This is a genomic window from Micromonospora tarapacensis (assembly GCF_019697375.1).
In the GTDB taxonomy this organism is placed as follows: domain Bacteria; phylum Actinomycetota; class Actinomycetes; order Mycobacteriales; family Micromonosporaceae; genus Micromonospora; species Micromonospora tarapacensis.
The window spans coordinates 2,776,301-2,794,339 of the sequence record NZ_JAHCDI010000004.1 but is presented as its reverse complement, the minus strand read 5'-3'; the positions used below and the strand labels follow the sequence as shown (position 1 = coordinate 2,794,339).

Genomic DNA, 18,039 nt, shown 5'->3' with positions numbered 1-18,039 from the left:
ACAGCGCAACGCGACGCAGCAGCGCGGTCGCGCCCGAAGGGTGGGTTCGATGAGCGTCACCGTGCCCCGCGGGTTCCGGGCGGCCGGGGTGGCCGCCGGGCTCAAGAGCAGTGGTGCCCCCGACGTGGCGCTGGTGGTCAACGACGGTCCCGACGCCGGCGTCGCCGGGGTCTTCACCAACAACCGGGTCAAGGCCGCGCCGGTGCTCTGGACCCAGCAGGTCGTCCGCGGCGGCGTGGTCCGGGCGGTGGTGCTCAACTCCGGTGGCGCCAACGCCTGCACCGGGCCGGCCGGCTTCCAGGACACCCACGCCACCGCCGAGCACACCGCCGCCACGCTCACCTCCAGCAGTCCGCGCCGGATGCTCGGCGCGGGCGAGGTGGCGGTCTGCTCCACCGGCCTGATCGGCGAGCGGCTGCCGATGCCCGCACTGCTGCACGGCGTGCGCGCCGCCGTGCGCGGGCTCTCGCCCGCCGGTGGGCCCGCCGCCGCCGAGGCGATCATGACTACGGACACCCGGCCGAAGACCACCGTGGTGAACGGTGAGGGCTGGACGGTCGGCGGCATGGCCAAGGGCGCCGGCATGCTGGCCCCGGCCATGGCCACCATGCTCTGCGTGCTCACCACCGACGCGGTGGCCGGCCCCGAGTCGCTCGACGCCGCGCTGCGGGCCGCCACCCGGGTCACCCTCGACCGGGTCGACTCCGACGGCTGCCTGTCGACCAACGACACGGTGTTGCTGCTGGCCAGCGGGGCGTCCGGCATCGCGCCGAGCGAGGCAGAGCTGACCGACGCGGTCACCGCCGCCTGCCACGACCTCGCCCAGCAACTACTCGCCGACGCCGAAGGGGCCACCAAGCAGATCACCATCGACGTCGTCGGTGCCGCCACCGAGGACGAGGCGGTCGAGGTGGGTCGGGCGGTGGCCCGCAACAACCTGGTGAAGACCGCACTGTTCGGCAACGACCCGAACTGGGGACGGATCCTCGCCGCCGTCGGCACCACCGCCGCCGCGTTCGACCCGGACGCGCTCGACGTCGCCGTCAACGGCATCTGGGTCTGCCGGTCGGGTGCGGCGGCCGAGGACCGGTCGAAGGTCGACCTCACCGGCCGGGACGTCACCATCCGGATCGACCTGCATGCCGGCACCGCCGCGGCGACGGTGTGGACCAACGACCTTTCGCACGCCTACGTGCACGAGAACTCGGCCTACTCGACATGAGCGCGAACCTGACCTCCGATCTCGCCCTCGCCCAGGCCAAGGCCGCCACGCTGATCGAGACACTGCCCTGGCTGGCCCGGTTCTCCGGCTCCACGGTCGTGGTCAAGTACGGCGGTAACGCCATGATCGACCCGGAGTTGCAGCGGGCCTTCGCCGCCGACATGGTGTTCCTGCGCTACGTGGGCCTCAAGCCGGTCGTGGTGCACGGCGGAGGACCGCAGATCTCGGCCATGCTCGGCCGGCTGGGCATCGACAGCGAGTTCCGGGGCGGTCTGCGGGTGACCACCCCGGAGGCGATGGACGTCGTCCGGATGGTGCTGTTCGGGCAGGTCGGTCGGGAACTGGTCGGGCTGATCAACGCGCACGGCCCGTTCGCGGTCGGCCTCTCCGGCGAGGACGCCGGGTTGTTCACCGCCGTGCGGCGGCCCGGATACGTGGACGGGCAACCGGTCGACATCGGCCAGGTCGGCGACGTCGAGTCGGTGGACACCTCGGCCGTGGACGACCTGATCGGCGCGGGCCGGATCCCGGTGATCTCCAGCGTGGCGCCGGACGCCGACGGGGTGCTGCACAACCTGAACGCCGACACCGCCGCCGCCGCGCTCGCCGTCGCCCTGCGGGCCCGCAAGCTGGTGGTGCTCACCGACGTGGCCGGTCTCTACGCGAACTGGCCCGACGTCTCCAGCCTGGTCAGCGAGATCACCGCCGACGACCTGGCCAAGCTGCTGCCGTCGCTGGAGTCGGGCATGGTGCCCAAGATGGAGGCCTGCCTGCGGGCCGTCAGCGGCGGAGTGCCCGCCGCGCACGTCGTCGACGGTCGGGTCGCCCACTCCACCCTGTTGGAAGTGTTCACGTCGGAAGGCTTCGGAACCATGGTGATCCCGTCGTGAGTCAGCCGGGTACGAGCGCCCTCGTGCAGCGGTGGCGGCAGTCGATGATGGACAACTACGGCACCCCGCCGCTGGCTCTCGTCTCCGGTTCGGGCGCCGTCGTGGTCGACGAGGCGGGCCGGGAGTACGTCGACCTGCTCGGCGGGATCGCTGTCAACTCGCTCGGTCACGCCCACCCGGCCGTGGTGGCCGCCGTGTCGAAGCAGGTTGCCACCCTCGGACACGTGTCCAACCTGTTCATCGCCGAGCCACCGGTGGCCCTGGCCGAGCTGCTGCTGGCCCTTGCCGGCCGGCCCGGGCGGGTCTTCTTCGCCAACTCGGGCGCCGAGGCCAACGAGGCGGCGTTCAAGCTGTCCCGGCGTACCGGGCGCACCCAGGTGGTCGCCACCGTCGGCGGTTTCCACGGCCGGACCATGGGGGCGCTCGCGTTGACGGGCCAACCGGCCAAGGCCGATCCGTTCCGGCCGCTGCCGGGCGAGGTCACCCACGTGCCGTACGGCGACGTCGCCGCCCTGGACGCGGCGGTCAGCGAGGCCACGGCCATGGTGATCTTGGAGCCGATCCAGGGCGAGAACGGCGTGGTCGTCCCTCCGGCCGGCTACCTCGCCGCCGCTCGGCGGATCACCGCCCGGCACGGCGCGTTGCTGGTGCTCGACGAGGTGCAGACCGGGATCGGTCGTACCGGGCACTGGTTCGCCCACCAGGCCGACGGCGTCGAGCCGGACGTGGTGACGCTGGCGAAAGGGCTCGGCGGTGGGTTGCCGATCGGTGCCACCCTCGCCTTCGGCCCGGCCGCCGACCTGCTGAGCCCCGGCTCGCACGGCAGCACCTTCGGCGGCAACCCGATCAGCTGTGCTGCGGCGCTCGCCGTCGTCTCGACCATCGCCCACCAGGGGCTGCTTGACCACGTCAAGCGGGTTGGCGAACGGCTGTGGCGCGGCATCGAGGGGCTCGGGCACCCGCTCGTCGGCGGTGTGCGGGGCGCCGGGCTGCTGCTCGGCGTGACCCTGACCGCGCCGGTGGCGTCCACCACCGCCGAGGCGCTGCGGGCGGCCGGTTTCCTGGTCAACCCGGTCCAGCCGGACGTGCTCCGGCTGGCCCCGCCGCTGATCCTCACCGTCGAGCAGGCCGACGCCTTCCTCGCCGCCCTATCCGCCGCCCTCCCCGCCCGCACGGATGGTGCCGCGGCCGAGCCCACCGCAGGGCCGTCCGGCACCGCCATCTCGGCCGACGCGGCGGCGAGCGGCCCTACGACGACGGAGATCCCCGGATGATCCGGCACTTTCTGCGTGACGACGACCTGTCGCCCGCCGACCAGGCCGCCGTGCTCGACCTGGCCACTCGGATGAAAGCCGACCGGTTCGGCTACACGCCGCTGGCCGGGCCGCGTTCGGTGGCGGTGCTCTTCGACAAGCAGAGCTTGCGGACCCGGATCTCCTTCGACGCCGGCATCGCCGAACTCGGCGGTCACCCGCTCGTGGTGGACACCCAGGTCACCCACTTTGGTCGGGGTGAGACCCTCGGCGACGCCGGGCGGGTGCTGTCCCGCTACGTGGCCGCCATCGTGCTGCGTACCCACGGCGACGACCGGATCGCCGAGGTGGCCGGCGGGGCCACCGTGCCGGTGGTCAACGCGCTGACCGACGGGTTCCACCCCTGCCAGCTCCTGGCCGACCTGCTCACCGTTCGCGAACGGTGCGGTGGCACCGCAAGCCGGACCCTGGCGTACGTCGGTGACGCGGGAAACAACATGGCCCACTCGTACCTGCTGGCCGGCGCCACCGCCGGGATGCACGTGCGGGTGGCCGGTCCGCCCGGCTTCGCACCCGACGCCGACGTGGTGGCGTGCGCCGAGGCGATCGCCGCCGGCACCGGCGGGTCGGTCCGGGTGCTCACCGATCCGGTCGCTGCGGTCCGGGACGCCGACGTGGTGGCCACCGACACCTGGACCTCGATGGGGCAGGAGGGCGACGGCCTGGACCGGGCCACCCCGTTCCTGCCGTACCAGGTGAACAAGGTGCTGCTCGGGCATGCCGCGCCGGAGGCGATCGTGCTGCACTGCCTGCCCGCACACCGCGGCGAGGAGATCACCGACGAGGTGCTCGACGGCCCGCGCAGCGCCGTCTTCGACCAGGCGGAGAATCGGCTGCACGCCCAGAAGGCGTTGCTGACCTTCCTGCTCGCGGAGAACCCGTGAGCGCGAGGAGTGAGCTTGCGAGCCCCGCAGTCGCGAACGAAAGGCTGGCTCCGTGAGTGCACCGCTGACCCGGGCGGCCCGGCATGCCCGCATTGTCGAGTTGATCCGCGACAAGGCGGTCCGGTCGCAGACCGAACTGGCCGAACTGCTCGGCGACGAGGGCGTCCAGGTCACCCAGGCCACCCTCTCGCGGGATCTGAAGGAACTCGGCGCGGTCACCGCCCGGGGTGGTGACGGCCGGGCCATCTACGTCATCCCGGAGGACGGCCACCGCCCGCTGCGCGACGCCGAGGCGGCACCGGCCCGCCTGGTGCGTCTGCTGCGCGAGCTGCTCAACGAGGTCGACTCCAGCGGCAACATCGCGGTCCTGCGCACCCCGCCCGGCGCGGCCCACTACCTGGCCAGCGCGGTGGACCGGGCGGGCCTGTCGGAGGTCGTCGGCACCATCGCCGGCGACGACACCATCCTGGTGGTGGCCCGCGACGCCGACGGCGGGGCGGCGCTCGGCGATCGGCTCGCCGGCTGGGCGCGCCGCGAGGACAACGTCGAAGGGAACCCCGCACCATGAGCCTGCGGATCGAGATGGCCGCCGCCCGGGACGCCCGGTGGACAGGGCGGCGACCGTGACCGTCAGAATGGGCGGGGTGGACGACAAGAGCCTGACCGAGAGCAGCGCGACCGCCAACCGGACCAGCCTGTGGGGAGGCCGGTTCGCCGGTGGCCCCTCGGAGGCGCTGGCCCGGCTGTCGGTGAGCGTGCAGTTCGACTGGCGGCTGGCCCCGTACGACATCGCCGGCTCCCGCGCGCACGCCCGGGTGCTGGCCGGCGCCGGCCTGCTCGACCCGGAGGAACTGGGCCGGATCCTCGCCGCCCTCGACGACCTGGAGGCCGCCTGCGCCTCCGGGGCGTTCCGCCCCACCGTCGACGACGAGGACGTGCACACCGCACTGGAACGCGGGCTGCTGGAGCGGCTCGGCAGCCTCGGCGGCAAGCTGCGTGCCGGCCGGTCCCGCAACGACCAGGTCGCCACCGATCTGCGGCTCTACCTGCGTGATCACGCCCGGGGCGTGGCCGCCCGGCTGGTGGAGCTGGCGGAGGCGCTGGTCGAGCAGGCGGAGCGGCACGTCGACACGGCCGCGCCCGGCATGACCCACCTGCAGCACGCCCAGCCGGTCGCCTTCGGCCACTGGCTGCTCGCGCATGTGCAACCGCTGCTGCGGGACCTGGAGCGACTGCGGGACTGGGACCACCGGGCCGCGGTCAGCCCGCTCGGCGCGGGAGCGCTGGCCGGTTCCGGGCTGCCGCTGGACCCGGTGGCGGTGTCGAAGGAGCTGGGTTTCCGGACGTCCTTCGCCAACTCGATGGACGCGGTCGCCGACCGGGACTTCGTCGCCGAGTTCCTCTTCACCACCGCGCTGATCGGCGTGCACCTGTCCCGCCTCGGCGAGGAGGTGGTGCTCTGGACGTCGCAGGAGTTCGGCTGGGTCGAGCTGGACGACGCCTTCGCCACCGGATCGTCGATCATGCCGCAGAAGAAGAACGCGGACATCGCCGAGCTGGCCCGGGGCAAGTCCGGCCGGCTCGTCGGCGGGCTGGTCGCCGTGCTGACCATGCTCAAGGGCCTGCCGATGACGTACGACCGGGACATGCAGGAGGACAAGGAGCCGGCCTTCGACGCGGTCGACACCCTGGGACTGCTGCTGCCGGCCCTCGCCGGGATGATCTCCACGATGACGGTACGCGTCGACCGCCTGGTCGCCGCCGCGCCGGTGGGCTTCTCGTTGGCCACCGAGGTGGCGGACTGGCTGGTCCGCAAGGGTGTGCCGTTCCGCGACGCGCACGAGATCACCGGCAAACTGGTGGCGCTCTGCGCCGCCCGGGACTGCGCCCTCGACGAGGTCTCCGACGCCGACCTGGCCACGGTCAGTGAGCACCTCGACCCGACCGTACGCGACGTGCTCTCGGTCCGCTCAGCCCTCGCTGCCCGGACCACCCCCGGCTCGACGGGCCCCGGCCCGGTAACCGACCAGTTGGCGGCTGCCACCGACCAGCTAGCCACCTGGCGCGACTGGTCCGCCGAAACCGTCGTCCCCCGCTGAGGGGTTCGCGCCCCCGCCCGGATTCCGGCGCAACTTCGGCGAAACTGCTGCCTCAGCGAGCTCGGAGGCAGCAGTTTCCCCGAAGTTGCGCCTGTCAGGGCGCCGTGACCAGACGTGCTCACACCCGGTATAGGCTGTCGCTCGAATCTGCAACGTCGGGCTCCAAGCGGGAGGTCTAGCGGTGAGTGACCGGGTCATCGACAACCCGATTATCAACTCACCGTACGGGCGTCCAACCCGCCACTTCGCCTTCGACCGCGACGGCATCACCGACCGGATCGAGGAACAGCGGAGACCGTCGAGCTTCTTCATTCCAGTGCCGCGACCGCGCAAGCGCGGACAGCAACTGGAGTTGCAGGTTTTCACCGAAGACGACATCAAGCTCAACAAGCAGGTCAACGACGTCCGCGAACGCGTCGACGCGTGGCGGGAGGCGGACTGGCCCAACGTCACGCCGGTTACCCGCCGCCTGCTGGAGTACTGGAGCGATCCGGAGCGGGACAACAAGATCCTCTTCTGCCAGCGCGAGGCGGTCGAGTCGGCGTGGTCCAGCCTCTACGGCCACCGCTCGCGCCCGTTCCCTCGGCCGGATTCAGGGAAGATCGCCGTGAAGGTGGTCAACCACTACGGCGACGAGGTGGTCAAGGTCTCCGAGGTCTGAGCCGGTGAGCACCCGTACTCGGCCAACCGGTTGTGGGCGATGTCGCATTCCTCCTCGGTGAACAGCCCGGCGAACCGGTCCTGAAGCACGACCGCCTCCACGACGAGGTCGAGCCGCTTCCACCCCGCCGACTTCCTGCACCATCTGGAGGAAGTAGCCGGCGTTGTAGTTCAGCTCCCGCTTGGCCCTGCGGTAGCCGTCCAACATGGCGGTATGGAACTCAGCGGCGACCTGAGGATCATGTCCCTCCGAGGCTCGGGGCGGCACGCTCGGGCTCCGACGCTGTTCGCGCACGGGACGGGGGGTGGCGGAGGATCGAGTGGGGTGCCGGTATGCGCGGTTGTGGGTCAGTGCGATGTGGTCGGCCAAGCCCGTCCCAAGCCGCTGCGGGTGAGGCATGCCCCTCGCCAACAGCGCCTGGCTCAGCGCGGGGTAGATGTCATTGAGCGTCAGCAGCGGTCCGCCACCCGGAACGCCCTGCCGCAACGCGTTCAACAACTCACCGGTGAACGCGGTGAACTGCGCACCGACCGGTGCGACCGCGGTTTCGTGGGCGGGCGCGGACGCCAGCGTGTAGGTGCCATGGATGTTGACTTTCCCGTTGACCGCTGTAGCGGTGTCTGACATCGCCTCGGCGGCGTGCCCTGAGAAGCAGCAGTCCAGGATCAGGATTCGGTTACGCGCAGGGCTGTCCGCCAGCGCGGACCGGAGCCATTCCATCGGCACGCCACAGTAGTGGACCCGACGCGGATCAGGGTTCGTGGTCTCGACGGCCAGAAACAGGTGGCCGCGCTGATTGAGCACCCGGTGGCCCGCGTAGTACAACACGAGCGTGTCCAGGGCTTCGTCGACGGCAGCGGCAGGCGCATCCCCGACCTGCTGCTGGGTTGCCGGATCAGTCAACACCTGGCAACTCGACCGATCGAGGCCACCGTGCACCGGATCGGTGAGCACGTCGGTCAGAGCCTGCACGTTGTTGACCACCGCAGGCAGATCATGCAGATCCGCGCTGGTGAACCGTGACGCCCCGATGAGCAGCGCCCGCGACGTTGGTGGATCTGGCAGCCTCGCGCTCATGGCGTCTTCCGGTCTGGGGCCAGCAAGCCGTACAACTCTTTGACTGAAGCCGCGTCACGGGCATCGACCTTCACCTTCCGGAGAGTTTCACCCGCCTCGTTCTCGGTGAACTCCACGCAGATCCGGGCGCGGCGGGTCTGTAACCACGTTCCCAGGGCGCTGGCCAGAACGGCCCCCGCGCTACCGCTGCCGAGTGCTACGGAGAGGATCTCCACGGCGCCGCCCATGTCGTGGGGCCGGGTTGGCGAGGCAACGTCCTCACCCTTCCGCGTAGCTCGTCAGCGCGCTGGAGCCACGTGAACAGGGCATGAAGATCGCGGGGACTGCCATCGAGTAGTGACACGTTACCCAACGCCATGGGAGCCATTATCCACAAGCGAGACGAGTCAACGTACTACTGAGGACCCTTTGATCACTTCCCTGGTTGTACGGCACGCGCCCGTCTACATGTACTCGGCAGCGGTTTGCTCCGCCTCGGCGACGAAGGCGTCAAGTTGATCCTGCGTCATATTGGCGTCATGCAGGATCTTTGTGAGGACAAAAAGCTCCGCGCCGAGCGCCACGTCCGGCGAGATGTTGTCGGCAAGCTCGGCTTCGCCGAGGGCGGCACGGACAAGACCTTCCGTCTCCAGCGTGGGAAGACTGTCTCCCTCCTCATAGCTGGCTTGAGCCGTGGCCACGAACTGAGCGACATCCGCGGGCGTGGTGCCCGGCCCGAAGCGACGATTGACGGCGATGGCGAAGGCGGCCCCGATCACCTGGAGGCCTCCAGCCCACCTGTCACGCTCAAGATCCGCTATAAGGGAGTCAGTCTTCTCCCAGTCGCCGCGGGCCATGGACTGGATCAAGTCACCCAGCTTAGTCACGACCACGCCTCCTGATTCTTGGAATGTTCTTCTTAAATACGGTTGCGATCCGGTGTACTGCCACACCTGCGAGCAGGCCGACGACCACGAGGTTCCCTGCGGCATCCGGTGCGTCTATCTTGGAACGTATCGTCGGAGCTGGCCGGCGACGCGCCCGGCGCCCAGGCGGTCTGGCGGGACGGGCGCTGGTGGCACACCGCGCTGCATCCGGTCGGCAGCGTCGAGACGCTGCACGAGCGGGAGACCGGGCAGATCGTCCGACACGTCGCGGAGTCGCTGCGGCGGGCCAGCGAGCCACCCGACCCGGCCTGGTGGGGCGAGCCGATCCCATGCCGGCCCTGCCCGGACTGTCGGCCCGGCAGCCGGCTGCGCCGCTGCGACTGCCGGCTCGGCCGCTCCGGTCCCGCCCCGGCGTGCCCGGACTGCTCCGGCGCCGGCCTGGCCCCTCCGGGCGCTGCTGCTCCACCTGCCGGGACAGCGGGCGGATCCCGGCCGCGGTGGTGGTGACCGTGACCGATCGTTGGCAGGTGAGCCACCTGGACAACGACCTGATCGCCACCGTGCCTCGGCAGCCGGACCAGCCAGTGCCCGCCCCACAGGCCGTACCGTCCCCGCCGGTGCCGGACCCGACCGCGCTGATCCGCCGGGTCGGCCATCACTACGCCGGGCAGCCGGTCGCCGCGTCGTTCAACCGGATCGGCTGCCGCCTCTGGCTGGCCGAGGAGGGAGCCCTCCGGCCCCTCGCCCAGGCGGCCACGCTCGGCGACGCCGTCTCGACCCTGCGCCTGTGACCCACCCCCATCCGTCGATCATGAGGTTTGTGATGATCGGTTTGCTGAGGGAGTTCCGGGGGTCGGTGCGGGCGGTCAGTCGCCGACGGCCCTGACCGCCTCGATGATGGTCTCGGCGACCTCGCCGGGGCGGGCCACGGCCATCGCGTGCGAGCCACCGGAAAGCTCGCGCGAACCTCGCGGGTCGGCCCGTTCGGCCATGAACCGGTGCGCGGCGACCGGGATGTTCATGTCGGCATCCCCGAACACGAACCAACTGGGCACCGACCGCCAGGGGGCGTCGCCGACGAGACCGTCGTTGAGAGCCTGCTCCGTGATCGGCCGCTGGGTCCGGGCCATGAGCGCGGCGAGGTCGGCGGAGACGTCGGCGGCGAACTGTTTGTGGAAGGCGTCCTGGCCGATCGCCACCTCGTTGCCACCGGTCGACACCGGGTACTGCACCAGCGTGTCGGCGAGGGTGCTGCCGGGGAACTGTCCGGACAGCGACAGCGCGGTCTCGCCGGTGTCCGGGCAGAGGGCGTTGACGTACACGAGGGCCCGCACCGACGGGTTGTCGACCGCAGCCTGCGTGATCACCATGCCGCCGTAGGAGTGGCCGACGAGGACGACGGGGCCACCGACCCCCCGGATCACGTCCCCCAGGTACGCGGCGTCGCCGGGGAGGCTGCGCAGCGGATTGGCGGCGGCCACCACCTTGTACGCACCCAGCCGCTCGATCACACCGTTCCAGCTCGCTGACTCGGCGAACGCGCCGTGGACCAGGATGATGGTGGGCTGCTGATCGGACATGACACGTACTCCCTCACTCCGGGACGCTGTTCACCCGCCGGCGGCGCGGGTACGCCCGCATACCCGTCAGGTGAGAATGAAACGCCTGGCCGCAGCCCGGACGCTTCGGCGGCGATCATCCAGTTCGCCGCCGAACGTGGGGTATCGGCAGCGTGACCGCGCCGGTTACGGCACTGACGCACCACGCGTCACCGCCGCACCACGCGTCACCGCCGCGTCGCCTCCAGGCACCGGCGGAGCAGGTCGAGACCCTTGTCGATCCGGTTCAGGTCGATGGCGCCGTAGCCGAGGACCAGGCCCGGCTGGACCGTGCCGGACGATCCGAAGTCGGAGACGGGATACAGGCCGAGGCCGGCGCGGCGGCAGCGCGCCGCCACCACCTGGTCGGCCGCTCTGTCGCCGCCGTCCGCCGGACCCATCGGAGTTCGTAGCCATGCGGTCATGTGTAGTCCGGCCACGGACGGCAGCGGTTCCAGCAGGTGGGCGAGGTCGCGGTCCAGGAGCAGGCCGATGCGGTCCCGGCGGGCCTGATAGACGCGGCGCATCCGACGGATGTGCCGGGCGAACAGGCCCTGGTCGAGATAGCGGGCGAGGGCTGCCTGCAGGGGCAGGGCGGTGTGCCAGTCCATGGCGTACTTCGCGCGGCGTAGGGCCGGCTGCAGCGAGGCGGGCGCTACGCAGAAACCCAGCCGGAAGGTGGGCAGCAGCGTCTTGGAGAACGATCCGATATAGATTACCCGACCTGCGGGATCCAGGCTGTGCAGCGGGTCCACCGGCCGACCACCGTACCGGAACTCGCTGTCGTAGTCGTCCTCCACGATCACCGCGCCGCTGTGCCGTGCCCAGTCCAGCAGCGCCCGCCGCCGCCGGTCGGACATCGGCACCCCGAGGGGAAACTGGTGCGACGGGCTGACGAACAGGACCCGCGCCTGGTCCGGCAGGGCCTCGACGACCACACCTTCCCGGTCCACCTCGGCGGAGACCACCCGGGCGCCGGACGTCCTCCAGAGCGTCCGCGGCGGAAGCCAGCCCGGATTCTCCACCACCGCCACCTCGCCGGGCTCGATCAGCACCCGGCCGATCAGATCCACGGCCTGTTGACTGCCGCTGGTGATCAGAATGTCGTCCGCAGTGGCGTGGACTGATCGGGAGACGCCGATGTGTTGGGCGACCGCGGCCCGTAGCCTCGGATCGCCGGCCGGGTCGTGGTAGGCCTCGGAACGGCCCGGGATACTGCGGAACGTGTCGGCGAGCAGGGTCCGCCAGGTGGCGAACGGGAAGCGGCCCGCATCGGGAAGCCCCGGCCGGAAGTCGTAGGTGGGGTTCGTGGCGGACATGTCCACCGGCTCGGGCTGCTGTGCCCAGATCGGGCGTGGTCGGATCGGCCGCTCGGCGAGTGGGCCTACCCGCCGCTCTGGCTTCGGGCGCCCGACGACGTAGGTGCGTCCGCCCGGTCGCGCTGCCAGCAGGCCCTCGGCCGTCAGCCGGTCGTACGCCGTGGTCACGGTGTTGCGGGAGACCATCAGCCGCGCCGCCAGTTCCCGGGTGGAGGGTACGGCCTCGCCGGAGCGGAGCCGTCCGTCGAGGATCGCGGCGCGGACCTGCCGGTGGATCTGCCCGGCCAGTCCGCGCCGGTTGCGAAGACTGATGTGGACGTCCACATCAGTCGATGCTACCGGGCGCGCCGATTGGCCGGCGGCTGCCGGCCGTCATCTGGCGGTTACTGGCCCAGCACGACCGGCATCGATCTGGCCCTGATCCGCGCGTGGCGGCGGACTTACCCTCGGTGATGTGATGTCGCGGCTGAACAGTCACTATCCATCCGCAACAGGACGCGTATGGGTGGGACTTGTTCATTAGCGACAACGGCCGGTTGGCGGTAGACCGGGAATTGATTGCCCTGAAGGGAAGGCCATGTGCTTATGCGATCATCGCACGAGATCAAAACGCGTTTTCTGACCAGGAGTCTCGCCCGTGGGCTCGCCGCGATCAGCGCCGCGCTCCTCGGCAGCGTGCTCGTCCTGGTGGCCCCGGCCTCCGCCCAGCAGATCGGCTCGCGAGACGGAGACCGTGTCTGGAGCTTGCCGACCGCACCTCGTGGTGCCGAGGCGGCGGTCGCCGCGGCCGCTGCCTCCCCGTCGATCTCGCCCGCGGCCTCGCGGGTACGGCATTTCACGAAGAACGAGAAGGCGACGTGTCCCAGCGGAAACCTGTGCGCCGCCGTATGGGATCCGACGATTTCGAGGTGGAAGGTTTTCGATCTCTACTACTGCAACAGGTACTATCTGTCCAACTGGCTCGGCGATGGCGGCTATTACAACGCGCAGACCGGTGGTGTCCGCTTCACCTTCTATGCCCAGAACGGCAACGTTCTGAGGTCCAGCACCAGCACGGGCGCGTTCGTCCGAAACTGGGACGCGGTCTGGTCTATCCGCAACTGCTGAGATCCGACCCCCATCACCATCCGATCGACCTCGGCCGCCGCCGACCGAGGTCGATCGGATCAGCGGGTTGCCGGTCGGGCTCCGGGCCGGGTTACCTGGACGGGTGGACCACCCCTGGCTGACCGCCCCCGCCGCCGATGTCGCGCAGACCGCGCGGAACCTGCTCGGGTGGGAGGTGACGGCCAACGGGGTCCGGATCAGGCTGACCGAGGTCGAGGCGTACGCGGGGACCGGTGTGGATCCCGCATCGCACGCCCATCGCGGGCCCACGCCCCGGACGAAGATCATGTTCGGGCCGGCCGGCCACGCGTACACGTACTTCGTCTTCGGGATGCACTGGTGCCTCAACGTCGTCTGCGGTGGCGAAGGGGAGGCGGCGGCGGTCCTGCTGCGCGCCGGCGAGGTGGTCGACGGCCTGGACCTGGCCAGCAGGCGACGCGGTGAGGTACCCGACCGCGATCTCGCCCGTGGGCCGGCCCGGCTGGTGGTGGCCCTGGACATCGACGCGACGGCGAACGCCACCTCGATGCTCGACGGGACCGGCCCGCTGCTGCTGACGCCGCCGACCCGCCCGGTCGCGCCGTCGGCCGTTTCCGCCGGCCCGCGCGTCGGCGTGGCCGCCGCCCACGACGTCCCGTGGCGCTTCTGGATCACCGGCGACCCGACCGTCAGCCCGTACCGCCGGCACGCGCCACGACGACGGACCTGAGTGCCGCCCCGCGACGAGCGTGAGCGACCGGCCGATTGCTCGTCCGGGGATGGGAAGGGCGTGACGGGGGACACTGGCGGGAGGCGGGCTCGCGGAATGGTTGACTCGTCAAATATGTTGTCGGTGGCGTCGGGGCCATCCCGCCCCGGTCGGACGACACGAGGAGCTGTGATGCAGTTCGGAGTCTTCACCGTCGGCGACGTCACGGTCGACCCGACCAACGGTCGCGAGCCGACCGAGGCCGAGCGGATCAAGGCGATGGTGGCCATCGCGCTCAAGGCCGAGGAGGTCGGCCTCGACGTCTTCGCCACCGGCGAGCACCACAACCCGCCGTTCGTGCCCTCGTCGCCCACCACCATGCTGGGCTACATCGCCGCCCGCACCGAACGGCTGCTGCTGTCCACCGCGACCACGCTGATCACCACCAACGACCCGGTGAAGATCGCCGAGGACTACGCGATGTTGCAGCACCTGGCCGACGGCCGGGTCGACCTGATGATGGGGCGCGGCAACACCGGGCCGGTCTACCCCTGGTTCGGTCAGGACATCCGCAACGGCATTCCCCTGGCGATCGAGAACTACGACCTGCTGCGCCGGCTCTGGCGCGAGGACGTGGTCGACTGGCAGGGCAAGTTCCGCACCCCGCTGCAGTCGTTCACCTCGACCCCACGCCCGCTCGACGGCGTGCCCCCGTTCGTCTGGCACGGCTCGATCCGCAGCCCGGAGATCGCCGAGCAGGCCGCGTACTACGGCGACGGTTTCTTCGCCAACCACATCTTCTGGCCCGCCGAGCACACCCGGCGGATGGTCGGCCTGTACCGGCAGCGCTTCGAGCACTACGGCCACGGCGCCGCCGACCAGGCCATCGTCGGACTCGGCGGTCAGGTGTTCATGCGGCGCAACTCCCAGGACGCGGTGCGCGAGTTCCGGCCGTACTTCGACAACGCGCCGGTCTACGGGCACGGCCCGTCGCTGGAGGAGTTCACCGCGCAGACCCCGCTGACCGTGGGCAGCCCGCAGCAGGTCATCGACCGTACGCTCGGCTTCCGCGACTACGTGGGCGACTACCAGCGGCAGCTGTTCCTGCTCGACCACGCCGGACTACCGCTGAAGACCGTCCTGGAGCAGCTCGATCTCCTCGGCGAGGAGGTCGTGCCGGTGCTGCGCAAGGAGTTCGACTCGCTGCGCCCGGCGCACGTGCCGCCGGCGCCGACCCACGCCTCCCTCCTGGCCGCCTGATGACCTCCCGTACTCTCGCGGTGGTGTCGGCCGGTCTCAGCCAGCCGTCGTCGACCCGGCTGCTCGCCGACCAGCTCGCCACCGCCACCCGCGACGAGCTGGTCGGGCGCGGCGAGCAGGTCGAGCTGCGCCCGGTCGAGCTGCGCGCGCACGCCCACGACATCGTCAACCACCTGCTCACCGGCTTCCCCTCGGAGCCGCTGCGGCAGGTGCTGGCGCAGGTCACCGGCGCGGACGGGTTGATCGCCGTCACCCCGGTCTTCAACGCCTCCTACAACGGGCTGTTCAAGTCCTTCTTCGACCTGGTCGACGCCGAGGCGCTGGGCGGTAGGCCGGTGCTGATCGGGGCGACCGGGGGCACGGCGCGGCACTCCCTGGCCCTGGAACACGCGGTCCGGCCGATGTTCGCCTACCTCCGGGCGGTGACGGTGCCGACGGCGGTCTTCGCCGCGCCCGAGGACTGGTCCGCCGGCACCGCGGACGGTGCGCTGCGCGCCCGGATCGGCCGGGCCGGCCGGGAACTTGCCGAGCAGGTCCACCGCACCGCGCCGTCGACCGGGCCGGCCGACCCGTTCGCGCTCACCACCAGCTTCGAGCAGCTGCTGCGGCGCGGCCCGGACACCTGACCCGACCCCGTCGGCGACCGGCGCACCCGACGGCGGGAGGCGCCGGGTCGCCGCCGCTCACTGCTCCGGCTCGTACGGGTGGGCGATGAGCACCGGGCAGCGGGCATGCTGCACCAGGGCCTGGCTGACCGAGCCGAGCAGCAGGCCGGCGAAGCCGCCCCGGCCCCGCGATCCGGCCACCACGAGCGCGGCCTCCCCGGTCGCCTCGATCAGTGCCTGGTCGGGCTTTGGCGCGGCGATCACCCGTTCCTCGACGGTCAGCCCGGGATGGCTGCCCCGCGCCGCCGCGCCGGCCGTGGCGAGCAGCGCCGCGGCCTCCCCGCCCTCGCCGGCCTCCCGCTCGTCGGCGACGTGCACCAGCAGCAGCGTGCCACCACGGCGGGTGGCCTCCTCGGCGCCGCAGCCGACGGCGAGTTCGGCCGGCTCCGAGCCGTCCACGCCGACCAGCACCGGCCCCTCGGTCGGGATCGGGCGATCCGGCGGGCGGACCACCAGCACCGGGCAGTGGGCGTGCGCGGCGACCTGGGTGCCGACCGAGCCGAGCAGCAGGCCGGCGAAGCCGCCCAGGCCCCGGCTGCCCACCACGACAAGCTCCGTCCGGCGGGACTCCTCGACCAGCGTCGCACCGGGCCCACCGGCCACCTGACGCACCTCGACCGTCAGCCCCGGCCACCGTTCGACCAGCTCGGCGGCGGTCTGTTCGAGCATCTTCCGGCCGTCCTCCGACGCCGCCGGCAGGCCCACCTCGTACGGGTTGATCGGCACGCCGTAGCCGAGCGGATGCAGGTAGCCGTGCACCAGGTGCAGCGGGCGGGACCGCCACACCGCCGCCTGGGCCGCGTGCTCCGCGGCGACCAGGCTCGGCGGTGATCCGTCCACTCCCACCACGACAGGTCGGTCCATCACGCCTCCAAGTGTCGGTCAGCTCCTGGTGACCGTACCCACCTTCCGGACGATTGCCAGCGGGGAGTGGGCGTGGTGCAGCACCGCGTGGCCGACCGAGCCGAGCAGCAGCCCGCCCAGCGCCCCACGACCCCGCGCACCGACTACCAGGAGCTGGGCGGTGCGGGACTCCTCCACCAGCGCCCGCGCGGGGGAGCCGCGGACCAGCCGCTGCCGCACCGTCACCTCCGGATAGCGCTCGGACCAACCGGCCACCGCCTCGGCGAGCGTGCGTTCCTCCTCGTCACGAAACGCGTCCAGGTCGTAGACCAGGGGCAGGATGTCGCCGGGACCGACCGGCGTCGGGTAGAGCCAGGCGTGCACCGCGACCAGTTCACTGCCGCGCCAGGCCGCCTCCTCGAAGGCGAACCCGACAGCCTCCCGGGACAACTCCGAGCCGTCGACGCCGACCACGACCGGCCCGTCCGCACGCGACTCGTCCCGGACCACCAGCACCGGGCTGTCGGCGTGGGCGCTGACCTGCACGGCCACCGAGCCGAGCAACAGGCCGGCGAAGCCGCCAAGGCCGCGGTTGCCGAGCACGATCAGCGCGGCGTCGCGGGCCTCGGCGAGCAGCACGACGGTGGCCGCTCCGTCGACCACCGCGCCGGTGACCGGCACCTCCGGGGCGACCTTGCCGGCCTCCGTGACGGCCTCGGCCACGCACCGTTCGGCCTGGTTGCGCAGCCCACCCTCGGTAGGCGCTCCCGGCGCCGGACCAAGCGGCACCTTCATCATCGGCCAGATGAAGGCGTGCACGACCCGCAGCGGGCGGTGCCGGTACGCCGCCTCCCGGGCGGCGGTCCGGACGGCGTGCAGCGAGATCTCCGAACCGTCCACGCCCACCACGACGGGGGCACCGGTCTTGCTGGCCATCACATCTCCTCCTCAGATCCACTACCAGCCTGGCCCATCCGGCGGCGCCACGGCCGGCGGACGGTCACCGTCCGCTCCGCCCTGTCCACCAGGCCCGCCCGTGCGGCATGCCCTGCCGCCACCAGCCTCGCCGCGACCGATGCCGTCCGGCAGCGGCGATCCGCCCGCGCGGCCCGGGACCAACGGCCCTGCCGCCCCCTTGCAAGCGCCGTCTCCGCCCGCCCCGCGACCGTCGGGACCGACGCTCCGGGCCGAGGTGGTCATGATCCGAGCAACATCCGTGTTGTTGCTGCCTCAGCCCGTTCCGAGGCAGCAACATCCCCGAAAGTGCTCGCCGTGTCGCACGCACGGCGTCGCGGCTCAGCGTTGGACGACCGCCGGCCGCGACGCCGCCGCCGGGGCCGATCGCGGTGGCATCGGCGGCACCGATCCGTCGGCAAGATACGCACGGCAGGCGTCGGTGCTGACGCTGAAGCCGGGCGGCACCGGCAACCCGAGCCGGGTCATCTCGGCGAGGTTGGCACCCTTGCCGCCGAGCAGGTCGGCCATCCCTCGGTGACCCTCGATGGAGTCGTACACGTAACTGGTCATGATCGGCCTCCACCTCGTCG

General features: G+C 71.4%; 17 protein-coding genes and 3 pseudogenes. 12 read left to right on the top strand and 8 right to left on the bottom strand.

Features of this window, described 5'->3' with window-relative positions:
* Nucleotides 1-49: 49 nt before the first annotated feature.
* From argJ to KIF24_RS18610, 7 genes are all read left to right on the top strand, one after another.
* Nucleotides 50-1,222 (top strand): bifunctional glutamate N-acetyltransferase/amino-acid acetyltransferase ArgJ, encoded by a 1,173-nt coding sequence (argJ, locus tag KIF24_RS18640; RefSeq protein ID WP_221085145.1) that lies wholly within the window; start codon nt 50-52, stop codon nt 1,220-1,222.
* Nucleotides 1,219-2,112, top strand: coding sequence for an acetylglutamate kinase (gene argB / locus KIF24_RS18635; RefSeq protein ID WP_221085144.1), 894 nt, complete (start codon nt 1,219-1,221; stop codon nt 2,110-2,112). The genes argJ and argB overlap by 4 nt, the downstream gene beginning before the upstream one ends.
* Nucleotides 2,113-2,156: 44 nt before the next feature.
* A complete protein-coding gene (locus KIF24_RS18630) occupies nt 2,157-3,386 on the top strand; it encodes an acetylornithine transaminase (RefSeq protein WP_221087429.1) in 1,230 nt (409 codons plus the stop codon).
* Entirely contained in the window at nt 3,383-4,309 is a 927-nt protein-coding gene (argF, locus tag KIF24_RS18625; protein ID WP_221085143.1) for an ornithine carbamoyltransferase, read from the top strand. Before KIF24_RS18630 ends, argF begins: the two co-directional genes overlap by 4 nt.
* Before the next feature lie 52 nt (nt 4,310-4,361).
* The gene (locus KIF24_RS18620; protein WP_221085142.1) at nt 4,362-4,877 is read left to right on the top strand and encodes an arginine repressor; all 516 of its coding nucleotides are present in this window, start codon (nt 4,362-4,364) and stop codon (nt 4,875-4,877) included.
* Between the two features lie 67 nt (nt 4,878-4,944).
* The gene (gene argH, locus KIF24_RS18615) at nt 4,945-6,408 is read left to right on the top strand and encodes an argininosuccinate lyase (protein ID WP_221087428.1); all 1,464 of its coding nucleotides are present in this window, start codon (nt 4,945-4,947) and stop codon (nt 6,406-6,408) included.
* 181 nt (nt 6,409-6,589) lie between these two features.
* Nucleotides 6,590-7,069: a hypothetical protein gene (locus tag KIF24_RS18610; RefSeq protein WP_221085141.1), complete on the top strand. Its 480-nt coding sequence runs from the start codon at nt 6,590-6,592 to the stop codon at nt 7,067-7,069.
* Here KIF24_RS18610 and KIF24_RS18605 read toward each other — a convergent pair.
* The 3 genes and pseudogenes from KIF24_RS18605 to KIF24_RS18590 form a co-directional block, all read right to left on the bottom strand.
* Nucleotides 7,001-8,146, bottom strand: a complete 1,146-nt coding sequence (locus KIF24_RS18605) for a caspase family protein (protein WP_221085140.1) — start codon at nt 8,144-8,146, stop codon at nt 7,001-7,003. The two genes, KIF24_RS18610 and KIF24_RS18605, sit on opposite strands and share 69 nt — an antisense overlap.
* Nucleotides 8,143-8,504: pseudogene (locus KIF24_RS35130) on the bottom strand (effector-associated constant component EACC1). The gene KIF24_RS18605 and the pseudogene KIF24_RS35130 overlap by 4 nt, the downstream one beginning before the upstream one ends.
* An 85-nt stretch (nt 8,505-8,589) precedes the next feature.
* Nucleotides 8,590-9,012: a hypothetical protein gene (locus KIF24_RS18590; protein ID WP_221085137.1), complete on the bottom strand. Its 423-nt coding sequence runs from the start codon at nt 9,010-9,012 to the stop codon at nt 8,590-8,592.
* A gap of 111 nt (nt 9,013-9,123) precedes the next feature.
* Between KIF24_RS18590 and KIF24_RS18585 the strand changes: the two are divergent.
* Nucleotides 9,124-9,803: pseudogene (locus KIF24_RS18585) on the top strand (hypothetical protein); the annotation flags it as partial.
* A 75-nt stretch (nt 9,804-9,878) separates the two neighbouring features.
* Here KIF24_RS18585 and KIF24_RS18580 read toward each other — a convergent pair.
* Together KIF24_RS18580 and pdxR are read right to left on the bottom strand one after the other, a co-directional pair.
* Nucleotides 9,879-10,592: an alpha/beta fold hydrolase gene (locus KIF24_RS18580; RefSeq protein ID WP_221085136.1), complete on the bottom strand. Its 714-nt coding sequence runs from the start codon at nt 10,590-10,592 to the stop codon at nt 9,879-9,881.
* 206 nt (nt 10,593-10,798) lie between these two features.
* Nucleotides 10,799-12,253: a MocR-like pyridoxine biosynthesis transcription factor PdxR gene (gene pdxR / locus KIF24_RS18575; RefSeq protein ID WP_221085135.1), complete on the bottom strand. Its 1,455-nt coding sequence runs from the start codon at nt 12,251-12,253 to the stop codon at nt 10,799-10,801.
* A gap of 261 nt (nt 12,254-12,514) precedes the next feature.
* On the opposite strand from pdxR, the gene KIF24_RS18570 reads away from it, so the two are divergent.
* From KIF24_RS18570 to KIF24_RS18555, 4 genes are all read left to right on the top strand, one after another.
* Complete coding sequence (locus KIF24_RS18570; RefSeq protein WP_221085134.1) at nt 12,515-13,036, top strand: hypothetical protein; 522 nt, start codon at nt 12,515-12,517, stop codon at nt 13,034-13,036.
* A 103-nt stretch (nt 13,037-13,139) separates the two neighbouring features.
* Nucleotides 13,140-13,745, top strand: coding sequence for a DNA-3-methyladenine glycosylase (locus KIF24_RS18565; protein ID WP_221085133.1), 606 nt, complete (start codon nt 13,140-13,142; stop codon nt 13,743-13,745).
* A 171-nt stretch (nt 13,746-13,916) separates the two neighbouring features.
* A complete protein-coding gene (locus KIF24_RS18560; RefSeq protein ID WP_221085132.1) occupies nt 13,917-14,984 on the top strand; it encodes an LLM class flavin-dependent oxidoreductase in 1,068 nt (355 codons plus the stop codon).
* Nucleotides 14,984-15,610, top strand: a complete 627-nt coding sequence (locus KIF24_RS18555) for an FMN reductase (protein ID WP_221085131.1) — start codon at nt 14,984-14,986, stop codon at nt 15,608-15,610. The genes KIF24_RS18560 and KIF24_RS18555 overlap by 1 nt, the downstream gene beginning before the upstream one ends.
* 57 nt (nt 15,611-15,667) lie before the next feature.
* Here KIF24_RS18555 and KIF24_RS18550 read toward each other — a convergent pair whose 3' ends face one another.
* The 3 genes and pseudogenes from KIF24_RS18550 to KIF24_RS18540 form a co-directional block, all read right to left on the bottom strand.
* On the bottom strand, nt 15,668-16,513 hold the full coding sequence (locus KIF24_RS18550) for a universal stress protein (protein ID WP_221085130.1): 846 nt from the start codon (nt 16,511-16,513) through the stop codon (nt 15,668-15,670).
* Between the two features lie 18 nt (nt 16,514-16,531).
* The gene (locus KIF24_RS18545; protein ID WP_221085129.1) at nt 16,532-17,428 is read right to left on the bottom strand and encodes a universal stress protein; all 897 of its coding nucleotides are present in this window, start codon (nt 17,426-17,428) and stop codon (nt 16,532-16,534) included.
* A 420-nt stretch (nt 17,429-17,848) separates the two neighbouring features.
* Nucleotides 17,849-18,019: pseudogene (locus KIF24_RS18540) on the bottom strand (PEP/pyruvate-binding domain-containing protein); the annotation flags it as partial.
* Between the last annotated feature and the right edge of the window lie 20 nt (nt 18,020-18,039).

Bases quoted from the DNA above. Each gene is read 5' to 3' on its own strand.
- argJ (WP_221085145.1), top strand. From the start codon at position 50: ATGAGCGTCACCGTGCCCCGCGGGTTCCGGGCGGCCGGGGTGGCCGCC.
- argB (WP_221085144.1), top strand. From the start codon at position 1,219: ATGAGCGCGAACCTGACCTCCGATCTCGCCCTCGCCCAGGCCAAGGCC.
- KIF24_RS18630 (WP_221087429.1), top strand. From the start codon at position 2,157: ATGATGGACAACTACGGCACCCCGCCGCTGGCTCTCGTCTCCGGTTCG.
- argF (WP_221085143.1), top strand. From the start codon at position 3,383: ATGATCCGGCACTTTCTGCGTGACGACGACCTGTCGCCCGCCGACCAG.
- argH (WP_221087428.1), top strand. From the start codon at position 4,945: ATGGGCGGGGTGGACGACAAGAGCCTGACCGAGAGCAGCGCGACCGCC.
- KIF24_RS18605 (WP_221085140.1), bottom strand. From the start codon at position 8,146: ATGAGCGCGAGGCTGCCAGATCCACCAACGTCGCGGGCGCTGCTCATC.
- KIF24_RS18580 (WP_221085136.1), bottom strand. From the start codon at position 10,592: ATGTCCGATCAGCAGCCCACCATCATCCTGGTCCACGGCGCGTTCGCC.
- KIF24_RS18570 (WP_221085134.1), top strand. From the start codon at position 12,515: ATGCGATCATCGCACGAGATCAAAACGCGTTTTCTGACCAGGAGTCTC.
- KIF24_RS18560 (WP_221085132.1), top strand. From the start codon at position 13,917: ATGCAGTTCGGAGTCTTCACCGTCGGCGACGTCACGGTCGACCCGACC.
- KIF24_RS18555 (WP_221085131.1), top strand. From the start codon at position 14,984: ATGACCTCCCGTACTCTCGCGGTGGTGTCGGCCGGTCTCAGCCAGCCG.
- KIF24_RS18550 (WP_221085130.1), bottom strand. From the start codon at position 16,513: ATGGACCGACCTGTCGTGGTGGGAGTGGACGGATCACCGCCGAGCCTG.
- KIF24_RS18545 (WP_221085129.1), bottom strand. From the start codon at position 17,428: ATGGCCAGCAAGACCGGTGCCCCCGTCGTGGTGGGCGTGGACGGTTCG.